This window comes from Mesorhizobium sp. M0954, from assembly GCF_040319155.1.
GTDB lineage: Bacteria > Pseudomonadota > Alphaproteobacteria > Rhizobiales > Rhizobiaceae > Mesorhizobium.
Genome location: NZ_JAMYNR010000004.1, coordinates 87,154 through 107,439 on the forward strand (window position 1 = coordinate 87,154; position 20,286 = coordinate 107,439).

Sequence of the window (20,286 nt, forward strand, 5' to 3'; positions counted from 1 at the left end):
TGTGTCAAACTCTCGGCCGCCGGGCTTCTGGACAGCAGAAAACGGCCTGTGTCCGAGCACTCCGCAAACTGGCCCGCGGCCTGTTGTTCGGCGAGTGCTCAGGCAGCTACCTGAAGCACAATCTTGCCGCGCGTGTGCTGCTTCTCGAGCTGTTCCTCGGCCCTGGCGACTTCCTCAAGAGGATAGATTGCCTGCACGAATGGCCTGACCTTCCCGGCGTCGATGAGGCGGCTGATCTCGGCAAGCTGCGCCGCGTTCGGCTTGGTCAAATAGGAAACGCCGCGAGCCCGATGCAGGCGGGCCTTCTCCGCCGACGGTTCGGAAAGCGTTGAGACGAGCGTCCCGCCGGGCTTGAGCACGTCCCACGAGCGGTCCTGTGTTTCACCCGCTACCAGGTCGAAGACGAGGTCGACGTCCTCGACAAGCTCCTCGAAGCGCTGGTTCTTGTAATCGACCGCCTGGTCGGCGCCAAGCGCGCGGACGAAATCGAAATCCTGCGCGGACACAGTCGTCGCGACAAACGCGCCCGCGGCCTTTGCGAACTGCACCGCCAGATGACCGACGCCGCCGGCGCCGCCATGGATAAGGACCCGCTGCCCGGATTTGAGGCCGCCGTGATCGAAAAGGCCTTGCCACGCGGTAAGGCCCGCAAGTGGCACGGCGGCGGCTTCGGCGTGGCTTAAGCGTTGCGGCTTCGCCGCCGCCTCCGTTGCCTTCACGACGACATATTCGGCGTTGCCGCCGCGGTCGTTGCCGAGCATGGCATATAGCGGATCGCCCTTCTTCAGCGTATGGGCCCGCGTGCCGCACAGTTCCACCACGCCGGATACGTCGCGGCCGAGCGTGACGGGCAGATCCGCGCCCGAAGAGCCCTCGCGAACCTTGTAGTCGACGGGATTGACGCTTGCCGCGTAGACCTTGAGCGTGACCTCGTCGTCATGCGGCTGAGGCAACGGAACCGCGTCCAGCGAAAGAACCTCCGGTCCACCAAAATCGTGGATACGGACGGCCTTCATCGTAATCATGGCTTGCTCCTCGTCGGGTTGCAGTCCAGTTCGCTCTGAACAGTTTCGCCGGCAGGCCGGCGTCTATCCAGCCGGCGGTTCGGTCGTAGCAAAGGCCGGCCGGTGGTGCGCCGTCAGTGTATCGTTTGCGAATGCTCGCCGCCGGGTTGCGAGATGCCGCTCAGCGCTTCACCTGCTGTCGCCGTCTCGCTGTTGGTGGCGAGGTCGCCCAGCGAAACGATGCCGACCAGGCGCTTGTCGCGGTTCAGCACCGGCAAGCGGCGCACTTTCAGGTCAGCCATGTTACGCAGAACATCCTCTGCGTCTTCGTCTTCGAAGCAATACCTGACCTCGGTGCTCATCACTTCCCGTACCTTGGCGTCAGGTGTCTTGCCTTGGGCGACGCCGCGGATTGCGATGTCGCGATCGGTTACCATGCCGACAAGCCGATCGTTCTCGCCCACCGGCATTGCGCCGGCGTCGAGGCGACCCATCATTTCAGCCGCATCGCGCAGGGTTTGCTGCGGACTGGCGATCTCGACGTCCTTTGTCATGCAGTTGCCAACTTTCATTTTAACCTCCCTTGGTTGCAGGGCCCGCCGCCGGTTTCCAGGATGAAAGGGTGAATGAGCGCCAGCGCAAAACGTTCCATGGCAAGACCCGTTTCGAGCGCTTCGCCGAAATCACCCTTGCCATCCTCCACCCGACTGCCCTTCAGGCGGTCGGCCCGGGAAAGGTCGGTTCCGAAGGAATTTCGGAAGGCGTGCCGGGAGGAACTCCGATCGGCTCCTGGTCCGGCGTCGGAATTGGATCCGGCGAGGGCGGGGGTACGCCTGGAGGTTCTCCCGGCGGAGTCTCCGGCGGGGCAGGCGGCCGGGCCGGCTCCGGATTGGGATTGTCCGGCAGTGGATTCGGGTTGTTCGGATCGGGGTTGTTCATCGATCACTCCCTGACATCTGTGGCCTGATCTCCGCCAGAGCGGGGGTGCCGCAGCGGCGAGCAGGCTCTCTTGTCCTAAACCGAGGGGAAGCAAAAGCGTTCCCGCATCCGATGCCAAGCGCGGTGCCAATCTATCGGGCTATCGGGCGGTTCCCAGGCTGGCATACATCCCGTTGGTGCGGAACTGCGTCGGGTTGATGCCGTAGAGGCGGCGGAAGACCTTCGAAAAATAATTGGCATCCTCGAAGCCGCACATGATGGCGACTTCCTTGACCGGCAGGAAATCGGCCTTCGTCAGCAACTTCGCCGCGAGCTGCAGTCGCTGCTGCAGCACGAATTCGGCGGGCGGAAGTCCCTCGCTCTCGGCGAAGCAGCGCGAGAAATGCGCGCGGCTCAGGCCGCTGATCTCAGCGAGATCGGCAACGCGGAGCGGCCTGTCGAGATTGGCCCTGATGTGATCGATGACCGGCTGCATGGCGCTCTTGTCGTCGGTGACGGCATGCGAGCCGAAGACATCGTCGTAGAGCGCCATGGCTGCTTCATAGGCGACGGCCGAGGCGGCTCCCGGCGAGACCGCGCCCGTGATCAGGCGCACACTGCAATCAGCCAGATGATCGATCGTCGAGGGCTGCAGCCGCAGCACCGGACCGACGGCGGCAAGGATCGACCTGTGGATGCGCAGTGCCTCCTCGCCGTTCATCGATATCCAGAAGAACTCCCAGCGTTCGCCCTTGGCCAGCCAGTAACGGTGGTTGTGCGGCACGAGAACCAGCAAAGTGTCGCCCTTTTGCAGGCGGTAGTTCCGGTTCTCGTAGCGCAATCGGCCGGTGCCGCTGATCGTATGCTGGAGCACGGTAAACGGCGTCAGGCCGCGCTTGCGCCCATCCCAGTCGTAGACCTCGTTCTCGCGCACTTCATAGCCGGTGCTTGTCGGCATGGTGTGTAGGCGCTGGCGCCCGCGCGGCAGCGATACCGTCCTGCCCGCCGGCCCGATGTCGATCAAGTTCCGCAGCACAAAATTACCCCTAAAAGCATAATCCTTCTCTGGTCGCGTGCCGAATAAGGCGCATAATCCCTCGAGAAAAGCAAAAGAAACCGCGGTCAAAGAGCGGATGGGAGGAAGTGCTGGATTCCAGCCTGCATAGCGTCGCAGGCGGGCCAGCCTCTTTTCGCCGCCTTTGCCCTAGCGTTCGATCAGGTCGAGGTGAGGCTGATGAGTTTCAAGATCGCTATCATCGGTGCGGGAAGCGTCGGGTTCACCAAGAAGCTCTTCACCGACATTTTGTGCGTTCCTGAATTCAGGGATGTCGAATTCGCATTGACCGATCTCAGCGAGCGCAACCTCCAGATGATCAAGTCGATCCTCGACAGGGTCGTCGAATTCAACAGGCTGCCGACCAAGGTTACGGCAACGACAGACCGCCGTGCTGCCCTCGAGGGCGCACGCTACATCATCAGCTGCGTTCGCGTCGGCGGTCTCGAAGCCTATGCGGACGACATCCGCATTCCCTTGAAGTATGGCATCGACCAGTGCGTCGGCGACACGATCTGCGCCGGCGGCATCCTCTATGGCCAGCGCAACATTCCGGTAATCCTCGATTTCTGCAAGGATATCCTCGAAGTCGCCGAGCCTGGGGCGAAATTCCTGAACTACGCCAATCCGATGGCCATGAACACCTGGGCGGCGATCGAATATGGCAGGGTCGATACCGTCGGCCTCTGCCACGGCGTCCAGCATGGCGCCGACCAGATCGCCGAAGTGCTCGGCGCCAAGTCGCGCACCGATCTCGACTACGTCTGCTCCGGCATCAATCACCAGACCTGGTTCATCGACCTGCGTCTCAACGGCCGCAAGATCGGTAAGGACGAGCTGGTTGCCGCCTTCGAGGCGCATCCGGTCTATTCGCAGCAGGAAAAGCTGCGCATCGATGTCCTGAAGCGCTTCGGCGTCTATTCGACCGAAAGCAACGGCCATCTTTCCGAATACCTGCCCTGGTATCGCAAGCGGCCGGACGAAATCACCCGCTGGATCGACATGTCAGACTGGATCCACGGCGAGACCGGCGGCTACCTTCGCTATTCGACCGAAACGCGCAACTGGTTCGAAACAGAATTCCCGCAATTTCTGGAGTCCGCCGCGAGGCCGATCGACCCCGCCAAGCGCTCCAACGAGCACGCCAGCCACATTCTCGAGGCGCTGGAGACGAACCGCGTTTATCGCGGCCATTTCAACGTCAAGAACAACGGCATCATCACCAACCTGCCGCAGGATGCGATCATCGAGTCGCCCGGCTTCGTCGACCGCTTCGGCATCAACATGGCCGCCGGCATCGCGCTGCCGGAGGCCTGCGCCGCCACTTGCATTTCCTCGATCAACGTCCAGCGCATGTCGGTTCATGCGGCGATCTCCGGCGATATCGACCTGCTGAAGCTCGCGGTCCTGCACGATCCGCTGGTCGGCGCGGTTTCGACGCCGGAAGAGGTTTGGCAGATGGTGGACGAAATGGTCGTCGCCCAGGCCCGCTGGCTGCCTCAATATGCCGATGCGGTGCCGGCCGCGAGGGAGCGGCTTTCGAAATCCAGGGTCAAGACCCGCGAATGGGCCGGTGCGGCAAGGCGCGACGTCCGTTCGATCGAGGAATTGCGTGCGGAAAAAACGGCTCTCAAGCAGGCCGTCTGAATTTCGCCAGGACGGATCGCGCCGAGCTTTCGGGAGGATTTTTCCGCACCCGTCTGTACATTCGTTCGAGGAGAAATGGAGCGGCGTCAACGCGCTCCTGAACAACAGGGAGGAGAGACGATGAGGAATTTTCGAAACATTGGCATTCTCGCCGGGCTGGCGCTTAGCGTCTCGGCCTCGGCGCTGAACGCGTATGCATCCGAGCCGACCGTGCCGCCGGTGCCTGCGCAATTTCCCGCCGAGGGAAAGATCAAATACGTCGCGCGCGACTCCATCCTGGAGTTCAAGGCACTTCCGGAATACCACGAACCCGATTGGGTCACCGACAAATACGTCAAGGCAGGCAAGCTGCCGCCGGTCAAGGACCGGCTGCCGAAGGAGCCGCTGGTCTTCAAGACCGGCAATATGCCGGACGGCGTCGGTGTCTACGGTGATACGATGCGTCATGTCATCGGCGGCCGGCCGGAGGGCTGGAACTACGGCGCCGGCCAGACGCAAGGCTGGGGCGGTATCGACATCGGCCTTTCCGAATGCCTGACGCGCACCGCGCCGCTGTTCCAGGTCGAGGCCAAGGACACGGAGCCGCTGCCGAACCTCGCCAAGAGCTGGGACTGGTCGAAGGACGGCCACACGCTGACGATGCATCTGGTCGAAGGCGCCAAATGGTCGGACGGCGTTCCGTTCAACGCCGACGATGTGATGTTCTACTGGGACGACGAGGTGATCGACCCCAATGTGTCGCCGCTGAACGGCGCGACGCAGGAGACCTTCGGCGTCGGCACGACGTTGAAGAAAATCGACGACTACACCGTCGAGTGGACGTTCAAGGACGCCTTTCCGAAACAATACCTTTACGCCATGGCTTACGGCACCTTTTGTCCGGGACCGTCGCATATCCTCAAGCCGCAGCATCCGAAATATTCGAAGAACACCTACGAGCAGTTCAAGAACGCGTTCCCGCCGGAATATATGAACATGCCGGTGATGGGTGCCTGGGTGCCGGTGGCATACCGCCCCGACGACATCATCGTCATGCGTCGCAATCCGTACTATTGGAAGGTCGACGAGAAGGGCAACCAGCTGCCGTATCTCAATGAACTGCACTACAAATTGTCGACCTGGGCCGACCGCGACGTTCAGGCGGTATCGGGGGCGGGCGACTTCTCCAATCTGGAGCAGCCAGAGAACTTCGTCGCCTCGCTGAAGCGCGCGGCGCAAAAAGACGCACCGGCACGGCTTGCGTTCGGCGCGCGGCTGATCGGCTATAATCTGCGCATGAATTTCTCAGCCAATGGCTGGGGCAACCCCGACGAGCGCGGACAGGCGATACGCGAGCTGAACCGCAACGAGGACTTCCGCAAAGGCGTCACCATGGCGCTCAACCGCAAGGCGCTCGGCGACTCGCTGGTCAAGGGTCCGTTCACTGCCATCTATCCGGGCGGCTTATCCTCGGGCACGAGCTTCTACGACCGGAAGTCGACGGTCTACTACCCCTTCGATCTCGAAGGCGCTAAGGCGGAACTCGCCAAGGCAGGCCTGAAGGACACGGATGGCGACGGCTTCGTCAATTTTCCTGCAGGTACCGCCGGCGGCAAGAATGTCGAGATCGTGATGCTCGTCAACAACGACTACACCACCGACAAGAGCCTTGCCGAAGGTGTCGTCGCCCAGATGGAAAAGCTAGGGCTGCGGATCGTGCTGAACGGACTCAACGGCACCCAGCGCGATGCCTCGCAATACTCCGGCCGCTTCGACTGGCTGGTACGGCGCAACGATCAGGAGCTGACTTCCGTCGTCCAGAATACCGATCAGCTGGCCCCGGTCGGTCCACGAACCAGCTGGGACCATCGTGCGCCGGAAAACGGCGAGGTCGATATGATGCCTTTCGAGAAGGACCTCGTCGACATCGTCAACAAGTTTGTCTCGTCCGCGGACAATGACGAGCGCGCCAGCCTGATGAGAAAGTTCCAGAAGATCTCGACCGAGCACGTCTACAATGTCGGCCTGACGGAATATCCCGGCGCGCTGATCATCAACAAACGCTTCTCCAACATCCCGCAGGGCACGCCGATCTTCATGTTCAACTGGGCCGAGGATTCGATCGTCCGCGAGCGGGTCTTTGTCGCTGCCGACAAGCAGGCCAAGTACGAGCTGTTCCCCGAAGAGCTTCCCGGCAAGCCCGGAGACAAGGGCCCGATGAACTAGGTTTACCTCCCCTGACTGAGAACTCCGGCCGCGCCAGTTGGCGCGGCCGGACAAAGCAAACCTCCGTACGCTCAAAGAGAGCGACCGGCCAGACAAGGAAGCGGACCGACCGATGTTGCGATTCCTGCTCACGCGCATAGCGTCGGCGATCCCGGTCCTCGCCATTCTGAGCCTGGTCACCTTCGCCATCATCCAGGCGCCGCCGGGCGACTATGCCGACTACATCCGCTCGCAGTTGATCAATCAGGGCGGGGCCTCATTCGCCGAGGCCGACGCGCAGGCCAAGGCCTATCGGATAGAACACGGTCTCGATAAGCCGCTGCCCGTCCAGTATTTCAACTGGATCGGCGGCATCATCACCCGCGGCGATTTCGGCTACAGCCTCTATTACAACAAGCCGGTGGCCGATGTGGTGGGCGAGCGGCTGCCGCGCACGCTGCTGCTGGCGCTGGTGTGCCATCTGCTGGCCTCGGTCCTCGGTATCACCTTCGGCATATGGGCGGCGACCAGGCAGTACAGCTGGATCGACAGTACGCTGTCAGCGATTTCCTTCCTCGGCATGACGGTGCCGCGCTTCCTGATGGCGCTGATCATCGTCTATCTGCTGGTCTTCCAGTTCAACGTTTCCGAGATCGGCAGCTTCTTTTCGCCGCAATTTGGCGGGGCGCCGTGGTCCTGGGCGAAGTTCGTCGATCTCGTCCGGCATGTCTGGCCGGTTGTCGCCATCGCCACCTTCGGCGGGCTCGCCTACAACATGCGGGTGATGCGCGGCAATCTGCTCGACACGCTGAACGCGCAATATGTCGAAACCGCTCGCGCCAAGGGCCTTAGCGGCGGTGCGGTCGTGATGCGCCATGCGGTGCCCAATGCGCTGCATCCGCTGGTCATGTATCAGGGCGTGGTGCTGCCCTATATGCTGACCGGCGAGATCGAGACCGCGATCATCTTTGCCCTGCCGACCGTCGGCCCGGCGATCGTTGGCTCGATGGCGGTCGGCGACGTCTATGTCACGGCGACATTCATGATGGTGCTGTCGGCGACGCTGATCGTCGGCAACATCATCGCCGACATGCTGCTCGTCATGCTCGATCCGCGTGTGCGCCAATATGCAGGGTCCTGAGATGCTTGCTTTCGAGCCCTCGCTGCCGCCACTTGCCGAGGAACCGGCCAAGATCAAGCCGCGCGGCAATGAGAGTTACATCGCACTCGTCTGGCGCCGCCTGAAACGGTCCTGGACCGGCATGGCCGGGCTCATCCTGGTCGCGTTTCTGGTGCTGCTGGCGGTGTTTGCCGACTTCTTCGCACCGATGGATCCCAAGGTGACCGATGTCGGCTTCGCCCCGCCGCAGATGATGAGCTTCCATGACAAGGACGGCAACTTCGTCTTCCAGCCACGCGTCTATGCCCTGGCGGATTCGGAAGACCTCGACCCGGTCACCTTCCAACCCGTCGTCGGGCCGGACTACGACCATCCGCGGCTGCTCGGCTTCTTCGTCAAGGGAGCGGAGTACAGACTGCTCGGCCTGCTTCCCGCGAACCGGCACTTCTTCGGCTCGACCGACGGCCAGCCGGTGCACTTCCTTGGCACCGACAAATTCGGTCGCGATGTGCTGGCTCGTGCGATCTATGGTTCGCGCATCTCGTTGATGATCGCATTGACCGTGGTCTTCATCGTCACCGTGATCGGCACGACGGTCGGCATGGTGTCGGGCTATTTCGGCGGCACATTCGACGTCTGGGTCCAGCGCTTCGTCGAACTGGTGCTCGCGTTTCCGCAATTGCCGCTTTATCTGGCGCTGACCTCGCTGGTTCCGGTGACGGCGCCGACGAATGTCTTCCTGGCCTTCGTGATCGTTGTCATGTCGGCACTCGGCTGGGCGCAGATGTCGCGCGAAGTGCGCGGCAAGACCCTGGCACTGGCGCGGATTGATTACGTTCGTGCGGCGATGGCGGTCGGCGCCACAGATGGCCGCATCATCATGCAACACATTTTTCCAAACGTGATGAGCCACGTGATCGTTGCGGTCACGTTGGCAATCCCCAGCGTGGTTCTGCTCGAATCCTTCCTCGGTTTTCTCGGCTTCGCGGTGAAGCCGCCGCTGATCTCCTGGGGCCTGATGCTGCAAGACACCGCGACGTATTCGGTCATCGGCACCTATCCCTGGATCCTCTCACCGGTCGGCTTCGTGCTTGTCACCGTCTTCGCGTTCAACGCGCTTGGCGATGGACTGCGCGATGCGGTCGATCCTTATTGAGCATGAGATGATGCAACACGCGCTCGTCAAATCCTTCGCACCGCCTGTCCGGCTCGACCATGACGGCCGTTCGGAAAACCCGGTCATTGATGCCCGCAACATCGCCGTCGATTTCAAGGTCGAACACGGCATGATCGAAGCCGTCAAGGACATCTCCTTCCAGCTCTATCGCGGCGAGACGATCGCCATTGTCGGCGAGTCGGGATCGGGCAAGTCGGTGACGGCGCGCACCGTCATGGGACTGTTGTCGAAGCGCGCAGTCGTGTCGCCGAAATCGACTGTCGAATACAACGGGGCGAACATCCTGAAATTTTCCGAGCGTGCGCGGCGCAAACTGCGCGGCGACCGCATTTCGATGATCTTTCAGGAGCCGATGAGTTCGCTTAACCCGATCTACACGATCGGCAGCCAGATCGTCGAGGCGATACGGGTGCATCGCAAGATGAGCCGCAGGCAGGCCGAAGCAAGAGCGCTCGAGCTGCTGCAGCAGGTACAGATTCCTGAGCCCCAGGCGCGGCTGAAACAATACCCGCACCAGCTTTCCGGCGGCCAACGCCAGCGTGTGATGATCGCCATGGCGCTGGCCAACGATCCCGATGTGCTGATCGCCGATGAGCCGACGACGGCGCTCGACGTCACGGTTCAGGCGCAGATCCTCAATCTCATCCGAAACCTGCAGAAGAAACTGCGCATGGCGGTGATCCTGATCACGCACGACCTGACCGTGGTGCGGCAGTTCTCCGACTATGTCTACGTCATGCAGCATGGGGAGATGCGCGAGCACAATGTGACGGAGAAGCTGTTCGCCAATCCGCAGCATCCCTACACCTGTCACCTGCTTGCCTCCGAGCCGCGCGGCCAGGCCAATCCGTTGCCGGAAAGCGCCGACGTTATTCTTGAAGCTAGGAATGTGCGCGTCTCCTTCATGCTGCGGCATGGCACGTTCATGAGGCCGGACCTGCGCGAACTCGTTGCCGTCGACAGCCTCAGCCTGACCCTTCGGCGGCACGAGACGCTGGGTCTCGTTGGCGAATCCGGATCGGGCAAGACCACCTTCGGCGAGGCGTTGCTCAGGCTCAACACCACGGACAGCGGTGAGATCTATTTCGATGGCCAGCCGATCCATGGCTGTTCGCGGGCGCAGATGCGGCCGTTGCGGTCGCGCATGCAGGTCGTTTTCCAGGATCCGTTCTCGTCGCTCAACCCGCGCATGACGATCGGCCAGATCATCGAGGAAGGGCTGGTCGTCAACCGCATGGGCGCCACCAGGAACGATCGGATCGAGCGGGTGCGCGAGGCGCTGATCAGCGCCGGCATGCCCGGCGATATCCTGTCGCGCTTCCCGCACGAGTTTTCCGGCGGCCAGCGCCAGCGTATTGCGATTGCCCGCGCCGTCGCGCTCGAACCGGAATTCATCGTACTCGACGAGCCGACATCGGCGCTGGATCTCTCGGTCCAGGCGCAGATCATCGAATTGCTGCGCAAGCTGCAGCGCGAACGGGGCCTGAGCTACATCTTCATCTCGCACGACCTCAAGGTCGTGCGGGCGCTGTGCCACCGCGTCATCGTCATGCAGCACGGCAAGATCGTCGAAGAGGGGCCGGTCGACGAAGTCCTGTCCCATCCCAAGACCGCTTACACCGAACGGCTGGTCAAAGCCGCTTTCGAGGTAGCCTAATTGCTTATGCCGGAGGTTGTTGTGGCAAGAAATCCCAAGGTCGCTTTCATCGGAGCTGGCTCGACGGTGTTCATGAGGAACATCGTCGGCGACATATTGCAGCGTCCGGCTTTATCCGGCTCGACGATCGCGCTGATGGACATCAATCCGCAACGGCTCGAGGAAAGCGCAATCGTCGTCGGTAAGCTGATCTCGACGCTTGGCGTAAAGGCCAAAGCCGAAACCTATTCGGACCAGCGCAAGGCGCTGGCGGGCGCCGATTTCGTCGTCGTCGCCTTCCAGATCGGCGGCTACGAGCCCTGCACGGTAACTGATTTCGAAGTTCCGAAGAAATACGGGCTGCGCCAGACCATCGCCGATACGCTCGGTGTCGGCGGCATCATGCGAGGCTTGAGAACCGTGCCGCATCTCTGGAAGATCTGCGAGGACATGCTCGCGGTCTGCCCGCAGGCGATCATGCTGCAATATGTCAACCCGATGGCGATCAACACCTGGGCGATCGCGGAGAAATACCCTGACATCAAGCAGGTCGGCCTCTGCCATTCGGTGCAAGGCACGGCGATGGAACTGGCGCATGATCTCGACATTCCCTACGAGGAGATTCGCTACCGCTCGGCCGGCATCAATCACATGGCCTTCTACCTGAAGTTCGAGCATCGCCAGCCGGACGGCTCCTACCGCAATCTCTATCCGGATCTGCTGCGCGCCTACAGCGAAGGGCGGGCGCCGAAGCCTGGATGGAATCCGCGCTGCCCGAACAAGGTGCGCTACGAGATGCTGAAGCGCCTCGGTTACTTCGTCACCGAGAGCTCCGAACATTTCGCGGAATACACGCCCTATTTCATCAAGGACGGGCGCGAGGATCTGATCGAGAAATTCGGTATCCCGCTCGACGAATACCCGAAGCGCTGCATCGAGCAGATCGAACGCTGGAAGGGGCAAGCGGAAGCCTATCGCTCGGCTGACAAGATCGAAGTGGAGCAGTCGAAGGAATATGCGTCCTCGATCATGAACTCGGTCTGGACCGGCGAGCCGTCGGTGATCTACGGCAACGTCCGCAACAATGGCTGCATCACGTCATTGCCGTATAATTGCGCGGCCGAAGTGCCATGCCTCGTCGACGCCTACGGCATTCAACCCACGTTCATTGGCGACCTGCCGGTGCAGCTCACCGCGCTGATCCGCACCAATATCAACGTCCAGGAGCTGACGGTCCAGGCGCTGATGACCGAGAACCGCGAGCACGTCTATCACGCGGCGATGATGGACCCGCACACGGCGGCCGAGCTCGACCTCGACCAGATATGGTCGCTGGTCGATGACTTGCTGGTTGCGCATGGCGATTGGCTGCCGGCATGGGCGCGTGGAGCGCGCAGCGTTCGAGCGGCCTGAGGCGCAGGGCTGTCTATTTCACTCGCCTATGCCGACCATAGGGCCGGCTTTGAAAGCGGAGCGGCGTTGCCGGCAGATGTTTCGAAATCAAAGAGCTTCTGCGTTACGAGAGCAGCCGCTCCCCTTGCCCAGGAATTGTCCTCCCAGTCCAGCAGCATTGGTGGTGCCGCGCGAAAGGTATTTTTCCCAAGCGTCAGCCGCATTGGGCCAAACAGCGCATCGCCAAACGACACGGCTTCACCGCCGACGACAATGACCTCCGGGTCGGTGATGTTGACAAGATTGGCGAGATGCCGGCCGATGCCATGTCCGGCTTCTTCGAGAATGGCGACGGCTCGCGGTTCGCGGTCTGCCAAGGCTGCCATAAGGCTGACTTTGCTATCCGTTTCGTTGTGCCCGGTGGCTTCGCGCCAAGTGCGCAGGATCGCCGGCTCGGCGTAATAGGCCATCAAGCAGCCGCGTTTTCCGCACTCGCAAAGGCGGCCGTTCTCCTCATAAGAGCTGTGGCCGAACTTGCCGGCGGCACCGTTCGCGCCGCGATAGAGTTTGCCATCGAAGACGAGCGCGCAGCCGATTCCGACACCGATCGCCAGCACAGCCATATGGCGGTGCTGGCGTCCGAGGCCGAAGAGTTGCTGGGCAATGGCATAGGCATTGGTGTCGTCCTCAAGCCACACGGGGACGTCCACCAGTTCGGCCAGCATCGGGCCAAGGGGAACGTTGTCCCAGTTGTAGCGATTGCTGCGGATACACACAGCCTTCTGGTTGTCTATGACGCCAGGCATTGAAACGCCGATCCCGGCAAGCTTGGCAGCGGGCCGATCGACAATGGAAATCAGCTCCGGTACCGCCTTGGCCAAGGTCGCTATGATATGGTCGGGATCGCTGTCCGAGAGCTTGACGCGCAGAGAGCCCAGCGGATTGGTCGCAAGATCGGTGACCACGCATTCGACCGATCCGACCATCAGCTTGAAACCTATGGCAAGGCCGTTGGCATAGTTGATATCCACCGGGATAGGGCGGCGCCCAGCCGAGCCCACGACTGTCTTGCCTTCGATCAGCAGGCCATCCTCGATGAGGTCGGCCACGACGAAGGTGACCGCTGCCGGACTAAGGCCGGTAACTGACGCTATGTCGGCCCGGCTGCGCGCTCCTTCCTGCCGCAAGAGATTGAGGATCAGTCTGCGGTTCATCGCCCGAGTCGTGCTCGGGTCACCCTTGAGCTTCACGGATCTGCTTTCTTAATTTTGTAAATTAATTATTGCCTCTCGAGAAAACATATGCGTAAGTTTGCCCGACTGTTCAACACCCGAACCGGGGGTCAGCGAAATTAATCCGGTTAGCAATGTCACCGCGCTCTGAAGGAGCGGGCAAGTATATTGCCTTGCCCGGGAGGTGAGCCGAGCCGGTGAGAAGAACAACCGCGCCGGCCGGTGTGCCAGTAGAGAATTGACAACACGGGAGGAGTAACAATGACGTTCAAGTGGATTGAAAAGCCGTCGACGCGGCGCAATTTCCTGAAGGGAGCTGGGGGCATTTCCGCTGGAGCCCTCGCGGGCTTCCCGATGCCGGCACTCAGTCAGTCGAGCGAAGTCACCATCATTTCAGACGAAAACAATGCCGATGCCCTGCGGATCTTGCGGCGCATCGCGGCCGACTTCGAGAAGCAGTCCGGCACCAAGGTTGTGATCAACAATATGGATCACGAGGCTCACAAGACCGCGATCCGCAACTACCTTGTCGCCGGCGCGCCGGATGTCTGCTTCTGGTTCTCCGGAAACCGCATGCGCGCCTTCGTCACCCGCGGCCTGTTCGACGACATTTCGGATCTGTTCGAGAAGGAAAAGTACAAGGACGTGCTGGGTGCCACGACCGGTGCCGTCACTGTCGACGGCAAGCAGTATGGCCTGCCGACTGGCGGCACGATGTGGGGCATGTTCTATCGCAAGGACGTCTTTGCCGAGCACGGACTGACGGTGCCGGCGACCTGGGACGAATTCCTTGCTTACGGCCAGAAGTCCAAGGCTGCCGGCCTTATTCCCGTCAGCATCGGCACCAAGGAACTCTGGCCGGCGGCCGGATGGTTCGACCAGATGAACCTGCGGATCAACGGTCTCGACAAGCACTTTGCCTTGATGAAAGGCAAGATGGCTTACACCGACCCGGCGCTGACGCCTGTTTTCGACCACTGGGAAGAGCTGATCAAGCAGGGTTTCTTCACACCGGATCAGACGTCGTTCGGCTGGCAGGAGGCCGGCGCCTTCCTCGCCCAGAAGAAGGCCGGCATGATGAACCTCGGCGCCTTCGTGAAAGCTACTTTCCCTGAGCAGGATCTCGAGCAGCTGACATTCGCGCCTTTCCCGAAGATTGACGGCGCCCTCGAACGCTACGAAGAATTCTCGGTCAATTCGGTCCACATCCCGGCCAACGCCAAGAACAAGGCGGGTGCCCGCGAGTTCCTCGCCTTCTTCTACCGGCCGGAAAATTTCGGCCCTTATCTGGAACCCGGCGGCAACGTTCCGCCGCGCAACGACCTTCCGGCCAGCAAGGACCCGCTGGTCAACGCGGCTGTGGAAAGCCTGAAGACGGTGGCCGGCACGTCGCAATATTACGACCGTGACACCGATCCCGACATGGCCCAGGCGGGTTTGGTCGGCTTCCAGGAATTCATGGCCAAGCCGGAGCGCCGGGACGCCATTCTTCAGCGTCTCGAGGGAACCCGTCGCCGGATCTTCAAGATCTAGCGCCTCCCAGCGGAGGGGAGCGGGGTTCGTGCTCTGCTCCCCGATGCTTTCCGTGAATGAGGTCCCCCAAAATGACGAAGCTTTGGCGCCGCCATCGCTGGTGGCTGACACCGACACTTCTGATCCTGCCAGCCGCTGTGCTGTTTTCCGTCGTCATTCTGGCCTCTGCGGTCGAGAGCCTATGGATCAGCCTGCACGAATGGGACGGCTTCAGCCCGATGGTCTGGATCGGCCTCGGCAACTACCGCGAACTGTTCGCCGACCCGCAGTTCTATGTTTCGCTGAAGAACAATCTGATCTGGTTGGTGATGTTCATGCTGGCGCCGCCGCTCGGCCTCGCCATCGCGCTGCTCGTCAACCAGAAAATCCGCGGCATGCGCCTGCTCAAATCGCTGTTCTTCATTCCGCTGGTGCTGGCTTCGGTTGCCGTCGGCGTTGTCTTCACCTGGGTCTATACGCCGGAATTCGGACTTCTCGCCCTGATCTTCCGCACCTTCGGCGCGACCGCCCCGGCAGTGCTGTCGGATGAAAACTTCGTCACCTTCGCCGTCGTGATCGCAGCGTTGTGGCCGCAGATCGCCTTCTGCATGGTGCTCTATCTCGCCGGCCTCAACAATCTCAGCGAGGACCTGATCGGCGCCGGGCGGGTCGACGGCGCCAGGGGCTGGAACATGCTGCGCCACATCGTGTTGCCGCAGCTGACGCAGGTCACCTTTATCGCCATCGCCGTCACCGTCGTCGGCGCACTGCGTTCCTTCGACATGGTCTCGGTGATGACCAGCGGCGGCCCCTTCGGTTCGTCCGAGGTGCTTGCCTATCAGATGTTCGAGCAGTCCATATTTTCCTACCGCTTCGGCTATGGCGCGGCCATTGCCTCGGTGCTGTTCGTGATCATGGCGGTCTTCATCGCCTGGTACCTGACGCGGATGATCCGCGCCGATGAAAGAGGCGGCTGATGTTTCCCCGCCCGATCCCCGAGACTGCTATTTCGCAGCGTGGCCTCTATGTCGTGCTGGTGGTCGGCATCCTGATTGTCTGGCTGGCGCCGCTCTTTGCCATCATCCTTACCTCGTTCCGCTCTATGCAGGATGTAATGGGCGGCAATCTGTGGGGCTGGCCGACCCAATTCGGCCTGGTCGACAACTACACGGCGGTCTTCACCCAGACGCCGATGGCCCGCTACTTCCTCAACAGCCTGACGATCACCATCCCCTCGGTGATGGGCGTTCTCATCTTGAGCACGCTCGCTGGGTTCGTGCTCGCCCGTTACCGGTTTCGCGGCAATATGCTCGTCTTCGCCCTGTTCGTCGGCGGAAACTTCCTGCCGCACCAGATCATGATGATCCCGGTGCGCGATCTCATGGTGCGGCTCAATCTCTACGACACGATGGCGGCCCTGATCATCTTCCACATCGCCTTCCAGACCGGGTTTGCGACACTGTTCATGCGCAACTTCATCGCCGCCTTGCCGGGAGAACTGTTTCAGGCCGCCAGGGCCGAGGGCGCGACGCCGTTTCAGACATTGGTACATGTCGTGGTCCCATTGGTGCGGCCGGCTCTCGCGGCGCTGGCCATCCTGCTCTTCACCTTTATCTGGAACGATTATTTCTGGGCGGTCGTGCTCACCATCAGCGATACCGTCAAACCGGTAACCGCCGGCCTAGCCAACCTGCGCGGCGAATGGGTCTCGGCCTGGAACCTGATCTCGGCTGGCACCATCGTCGTGGCTTTGCCGCCGGTTGCCATGTTCTTCCTAATGCAGAAGCACTTCATCACCGGCCTCACCATGGGAGCGGTCAAGGGATGAGCGATCATGGCTTCAAGGCGTCGCCCACCCGATCCGAAACTGATTTCGCAAGCAGGGCTCCATGACCAGTCTTGAACTCCGGCAGATACAAAAGAATTATGGCAGCTACCACGCGCTGCGCGGCATCGATCTCAGCGTCGAACAGGGCGAGTTCATTGTCACCGTCGGGCCGTCCGGCTGTGGCAAGTCAACGCTGTTGAAGATCATCGCCGGGCTTGAAACCGTCTCGACCGGTAAGATTCTCATCAACGGCCGTGATGTCACCACCACCGAGCCGGGTGAGCGCGGCATTGCCATGGTCTTCCAGTCCTATGCGCTTTACCCGCATATGACCGTCGCCGAGAACATGGGTTTCGGCCTGCGCATGGCGCATCGCCCCAAGGCCGAGATCGATGCCGCCGTGCTGCGAGCCGCCAAGATCCTTCGCATTACCGACCAGCTCGACAAGCGGCCGAAACAGCTTTCCGGCGGCCAGCGTCAGCGTGTGGCGATCGGCCGTGCGATAACCCGCTCGCCCGACGTGTTCCTGTTCGACGAACCATTGTCCAACCTCGACGCAGCGCTGCGCACGCAGATGCGCGTCGAGCTTTCCGATCTGCACGCCAGGCTCGGCGCCACCATGGTCTATGTCACGCACGACCAGACCGAGGCGATGACAATGGCGAGCCGTATCGTCGTGCTCAATCGCGGCTCGGTCGAGCAGGTGGGCGCTCCGCTCGAACTCTACCGCAATCCGGCCAATCTCTTCGTCGCGGGCTTCCTCGGCGCACCCCGGATGAATTTTTTCGAAGTGACGGTCGCCGCTGTCTCCGGCGGCGTCGCCACGCTGTCGACCGCCGGTCTTTCTCCTTTGACTGTCGAACTGACGGAAGCGGCATCCGTACAGGTCGGCGATAGGGTGACGATGGGGATCCGGCCGGAGAGCATCAGCTTGGCCGCGGAAGAGACGGTGAGTTTTGCCGCACGGGTACGGCTGGTCGAGCATCTCGGCCGCGAGACCATCCTCTATGCCGACGCCGGCCCGCTGCAATGCGTCAGTTCCGAAAGCGGCAGCGGCAACGTCACCGTCCAGATCGGCCATGCGAGTGCCGTCGCTGCCGATGCGACCGTCGGCTTCAAGGTCGAGCCGCGTGACGTCTATCTCTTTTCCTCTGTCGATGAGCGGACAATCAGTGCCCGCAAATCCACCATCACCGACTGACCTGCAGGAGTATCCTTCGTGAACAAGACTTCAAACGGCCGCGCCCTGTCGGTCTGGCGCACGATCCAGACCGACCGCTTTCTGGTCGGCGCGCCGCATTACCCCGAGCATGTGGACGAGAGTTACTGGGACAATGACGCCAGGCGCATGGCCGAGGCCGGCTTCAACGTCGCCCGCCTCGGCGAATTCGCCTGGCACATTTTCGAACCGCGTGAAGGCACCTTCGATTTCGACCTGTTCGACCGGGCAATCGAGGGCCTCGCGCGTCACGGCGTCAACACGATCCTGTGCACGCCGACCGCCACCCCGCCGCGCTGGCTGACGGCAAAACATCCGGAAATCCTGCGGCTTGATGGAAATGGCCGGTCGATGGGCCACGGCTCGCGCCAGTATGCCGACACCAGCAGCCCGGTGTTTCGCGACTACAGCCGCAAGATTACCAGGGCGATGGCGGACCACTACCGCGACAACGCAAATGTCATCGGCTGGCAGACCGACAATGAACTCAACACCAGCATGCCGGAATCCTATTCGCCGTCGGCATTGAAGGAATTCCAGGCTTACCTCCAGGAAACCTACAAGACGATAGACAGGCTGAACTTCGCCTGGGGTGGCGATTTCTGGGCGACGGCTTACGGCGATTTCAGCGAAATTGTCTTCCCGCTGGATTTTTCCCCGTCCTTTCCCGGTCCCGGTCACCTCCAGGACTACCACCGTTTTCTCGCCTTTTCGACAGCACGGTTCCAGCACGACCAGGTCGAGATCCTGAGAAAAGCGAATGCCAGTTGGTTCATTTTCCACAATCTCGGCGGATTGCGTGACATCGACTTTCGCGGCCAATTCTCCACCGATCTCGACTTCGTCGGCTACGACATCTATCCGTTCCTCTATGACGAGTTCTTTCGCCTCGGCAACCACGCCAAGATCCAGGCGCTGCATCTCGACATCTGCAGGGGATTTTCCGGCAACTACATAGTGCCGGAACAACAGTCGGGCTTTGGCGCCCAGCCGGGCTTCTGCACGCTGACGCCGGAGCCGGGCGAAATGCGACGCATGGCGATGTCGTCGGTTGCGCGTGGCGCCGATGGTATCATGTTCTTCCGCTGGCGCCCCGCGCATTTCGGTGCGGAGATATACTGGATGGGCATCATCGACCACGATGATGTCGCTCGCCGCCGCTATGACGAAGCCAGGCAGTTCGCCACCGAGGTGACGGCGCTTAAAGACAAGATCCTGGGCACCCATGTGCGGATGGATGTCGGCATCGCCGGCTCGGACTTCGACAATCAGGAAGCCCACAAGACCTTCCCCATCGGCCTGCCAAGTCCGCAGGATGATGCAACCTTGCTGCATCAGTATTGCTATGACCGCGGCATCGCCTGCGGCTTCATCCACCCGGAAGACGATCTATCGAAGCTCAAGGTCTTCTACGTGCCGCATTGGGTGATCTGGAAGGACAGCTGGACCGAGCGGCTGCAAGTCTTTGCCGAAAATGGCGGTACCGTCATCATCGGCGCGCGCACGGGAACCCGCGACGAAAACAACCACGTCATCCGCGAGACAGCGCCGGGCCGGTCGCTGTCGAAGCTGACCGGCGTTCGCGTCGAGGATTTCGGGCGGCTGGCGGCACCTGGGGCCAATGGCCTGTTCAATACCATGTCGCGCTCCGGCGGGCTCGTCATTCCTCCCGACAGACCGGCCGAATCCAGCCGCCGTATCCGTCGTTTCACCGTCGGAAACCACGAGTTCGATGCCGGTTATTTCTATGAGAACCTCGCAGTCGAACCGGAAGTCGAAATTGTAGGGGTTTGGTCGAACCGCTACGCGGCGGGAACGCCTGCAATTACCTCCCGCGCCGTCGGCAAGGGCCGTGTGCTCTATGTCGGCACTTATCTAACGCCGGAGCTGACAGCTCAACTCGCTACGCGCACTTTCGTGGATGCGAATGTGGAGCCTCTGGTTCCGGATCTGCCGGACGGCGTCGAGGTCACGATGCGCGAGAATGACGAACGCCGGCTGTTGTTCGTGCAAAACGTCAAAGACACGCCCGTTACGGTAACCGGCGTTCCCTTCGGCAGCAACCTGCTCGATAGCGAAGGACCTGTCTCCGGAGTGTTGACGCTGGACGGCTATGGCTGCGCTGTCCTCGAATTGATCTGAGCATTGTCGCGGACGTCAGCGATACGAAACCTGAGTACTCTTTGATCCTGGAATTCGACCGCCATCGGCAGCACGCCGGCATCGATCCATATCGAACCGGCGCTTTGACGTGCGCAAGGAACGGCCGGCGAACTGCTGTTGCTCCCATTCAACGACGGCAGTTACACTACCGGCGCGACCATCGGAGCCGATGGCGGCATCTCGTTTCATCCTTGTGAGCG

16 protein-coding genes are annotated in these 20,286 nt (G+C 61.4%); 11 read left to right on the plus strand and 5 right to left on the minus strand.

The window, feature by feature from the left end:
- Positions 1-98: 98 nt before the first annotated feature.
- The 4 genes from NKH93_RS07135 to NKH93_RS07150 form a co-directional block, all read right to left on the minus strand.
- Positions 99-1,025 (minus strand): NADP-dependent oxidoreductase, encoded by a 927-nt coding sequence (locus NKH93_RS07135; RefSeq protein ID WP_352449638.1) that lies wholly within the window; start codon positions 1,023-1,025, stop codon positions 99-101.
- A 113-nt stretch (positions 1,026-1,138) separates the two neighbouring features.
- Positions 1,139-1,576 carry a CBS domain-containing protein gene (locus NKH93_RS07140; protein ID WP_352472517.1) on the minus strand — a complete coding sequence of 146 codons (438 nt, stop codon included), beginning with the start codon at positions 1,574-1,576 and terminating at the stop codon, positions 1,139-1,141.
- Positions 1,573-1,707, minus strand: a complete 135-nt coding sequence (locus NKH93_RS07145) for a hypothetical protein (RefSeq protein WP_352501351.1) — start codon at positions 1,705-1,707, stop codon at positions 1,573-1,575. Before NKH93_RS07145 ends, NKH93_RS07140 begins: the two co-directional genes overlap by 4 nt.
- 375 nt (positions 1,708-2,082) lie before the next feature.
- Positions 2,083-2,958, minus strand: a complete 876-nt coding sequence (locus NKH93_RS07150) for an AraC family ligand binding domain-containing protein (protein WP_502896436.1) — start codon at positions 2,956-2,958, stop codon at positions 2,083-2,085.
- A gap of 198 nt (positions 2,959-3,156) precedes the next feature.
- Between NKH93_RS07150 and NKH93_RS07155 the strand changes: the two genes are divergently transcribed.
- The 6 genes from NKH93_RS07155 to NKH93_RS07180 all read left to right on the plus strand — a co-directional run bounded on the left by NKH93_RS07155 (position 3,157) and on the right by NKH93_RS07180 (position 12,153).
- Positions 3,157-4,623, plus strand: coding sequence for an alpha-glucosidase/alpha-galactosidase (locus NKH93_RS07155; protein WP_352921088.1), 1,467 nt, complete (start codon positions 3,157-3,159; stop codon positions 4,621-4,623).
- A 120-nt stretch (positions 4,624-4,743) separates the two neighbouring features.
- Positions 4,744-6,828 (plus strand): ABC transporter substrate-binding protein, encoded by a 2,085-nt coding sequence (locus NKH93_RS07160; RefSeq protein WP_352541688.1) that lies wholly within the window; start codon positions 4,744-4,746, stop codon positions 6,826-6,828.
- 112 nt (positions 6,829-6,940) lie between these two features.
- Positions 6,941-7,948, plus strand: a complete 1,008-nt coding sequence (locus NKH93_RS07165) for an ABC transporter permease (RefSeq protein WP_352452370.1) — start codon at positions 6,941-6,943, stop codon at positions 7,946-7,948.
- 1 nt (position 7,949) lies between these two features.
- Entirely contained in the window at positions 7,950-9,083 is a 1,134-nt protein-coding gene (locus NKH93_RS07170; protein ID WP_352467677.1) for an ABC transporter permease, read from the plus strand.
- 10 nt (positions 9,084-9,093) lie between these two features.
- Complete coding sequence (locus NKH93_RS07175) at positions 9,094-10,761, plus strand: ABC transporter ATP-binding protein (protein WP_352541732.1); 1,668 nt, start codon at positions 9,094-9,096, stop codon at positions 10,759-10,761.
- A 21-nt stretch (positions 10,762-10,782) separates the two neighbouring features.
- Positions 10,783-12,153: an alpha-glucosidase/alpha-galactosidase gene (locus tag NKH93_RS07180; RefSeq protein ID WP_352921090.1), complete on the plus strand. Its 1,371-nt coding sequence runs from the start codon at positions 10,783-10,785 to the stop codon at positions 12,151-12,153.
- 26 nt (positions 12,154-12,179) lie between these two features.
- Here NKH93_RS07180 and NKH93_RS07185 read toward each other — a convergent pair whose 3' ends face one another.
- Positions 12,180-13,382, minus strand: coding sequence for an ROK family transcriptional regulator (locus NKH93_RS07185; RefSeq protein WP_352921092.1), 1,203 nt, complete (start codon positions 13,380-13,382; stop codon positions 12,180-12,182).
- Between the two features lie 243 nt (positions 13,383-13,625).
- Between NKH93_RS07185 and NKH93_RS07190 the strand changes: the two genes are divergently transcribed.
- From NKH93_RS07190 to NKH93_RS07210, 5 genes are all read left to right on the plus strand, one after another.
- Positions 13,626-14,897 (plus strand): ABC transporter substrate-binding protein, encoded by a 1,272-nt coding sequence (locus tag NKH93_RS07190; protein ID WP_352969756.1) that lies wholly within the window; start codon positions 13,626-13,628, stop codon positions 14,895-14,897.
- Positions 14,898-14,968: 71 nt separating this feature from the next.
- On the plus strand, positions 14,969-15,853 hold the full coding sequence (locus tag NKH93_RS07195) for a carbohydrate ABC transporter permease (RefSeq protein ID WP_023677182.1): 885 nt from the start codon (positions 14,969-14,971) through the stop codon (positions 15,851-15,853).
- Positions 15,853-16,704: a carbohydrate ABC transporter permease gene (locus tag NKH93_RS07200; RefSeq protein WP_352921098.1), complete on the plus strand. Its 852-nt coding sequence runs from the start codon at positions 15,853-15,855 to the stop codon at positions 16,702-16,704. The genes NKH93_RS07195 and NKH93_RS07200 overlap by 1 nt, the downstream gene beginning before the upstream one ends.
- 61 nt (positions 16,705-16,765) lie before the next feature.
- Complete coding sequence (locus tag NKH93_RS07205) at positions 16,766-17,905, plus strand: ABC transporter ATP-binding protein (protein ID WP_352921100.1); 1,140 nt, start codon at positions 16,766-16,768, stop codon at positions 17,903-17,905.
- A gap of 18 nt (positions 17,906-17,923) precedes the next feature.
- Positions 17,924-20,065 carry a beta-galactosidase gene (locus NKH93_RS07210; RefSeq protein ID WP_352921102.1) on the plus strand — a complete coding sequence of 714 codons (2,142 nt, stop codon included), beginning with the start codon at positions 17,924-17,926 and terminating at the stop codon, positions 20,063-20,065.
- Positions 20,066-20,286 lie beyond the last annotated feature (221 nt).

Coding starts and splice junctions, on each gene's coding strand:
- NKH93_RS07135 (WP_352449638.1), bottom strand. CDS start 1,025: ATGATTACGATGAAGGCCGTCCGTATCCACGATTTTGGTGGACCGGAG.
- NKH93_RS07140 (WP_352472517.1), bottom strand. CDS start 1,576: ATGAAAGTTGGCAACTGCATGACAAAGGACGTCGAGATCGCCAGTCCG.
- NKH93_RS07155 (WP_352921088.1), top strand. CDS start 3,157: ATGAGTTTCAAGATCGCTATCATCGGTGCGGGAAGCGTCGGGTTCACC.
- NKH93_RS07160 (WP_352541688.1), top strand. CDS start 4,744: ATGAGGAATTTTCGAAACATTGGCATTCTCGCCGGGCTGGCGCTTAGC.
- NKH93_RS07165 (WP_352452370.1), top strand. CDS start 6,941: ATGTTGCGATTCCTGCTCACGCGCATAGCGTCGGCGATCCCGGTCCTC.
- NKH93_RS07170 (WP_352467677.1), top strand. CDS start 7,950: ATGCTTGCTTTCGAGCCCTCGCTGCCGCCACTTGCCGAGGAACCGGCC.
- NKH93_RS07175 (WP_352541732.1), top strand. CDS start 9,094: ATGCAACACGCGCTCGTCAAATCCTTCGCACCGCCTGTCCGGCTCGAC.
- NKH93_RS07190 (WP_352969756.1), top strand. CDS start 13,626: ATGACGTTCAAGTGGATTGAAAAGCCGTCGACGCGGCGCAATTTCCTG.
- NKH93_RS07195 (WP_023677182.1), top strand. CDS start 14,969: ATGACGAAGCTTTGGCGCCGCCATCGCTGGTGGCTGACACCGACACTT.
- NKH93_RS07200 (WP_352921098.1), top strand. CDS start 15,853: ATGTTTCCCCGCCCGATCCCCGAGACTGCTATTTCGCAGCGTGGCCTC.
- NKH93_RS07205 (WP_352921100.1), top strand. CDS start 16,766: ATGACCAGTCTTGAACTCCGGCAGATACAAAAGAATTATGGCAGCTAC.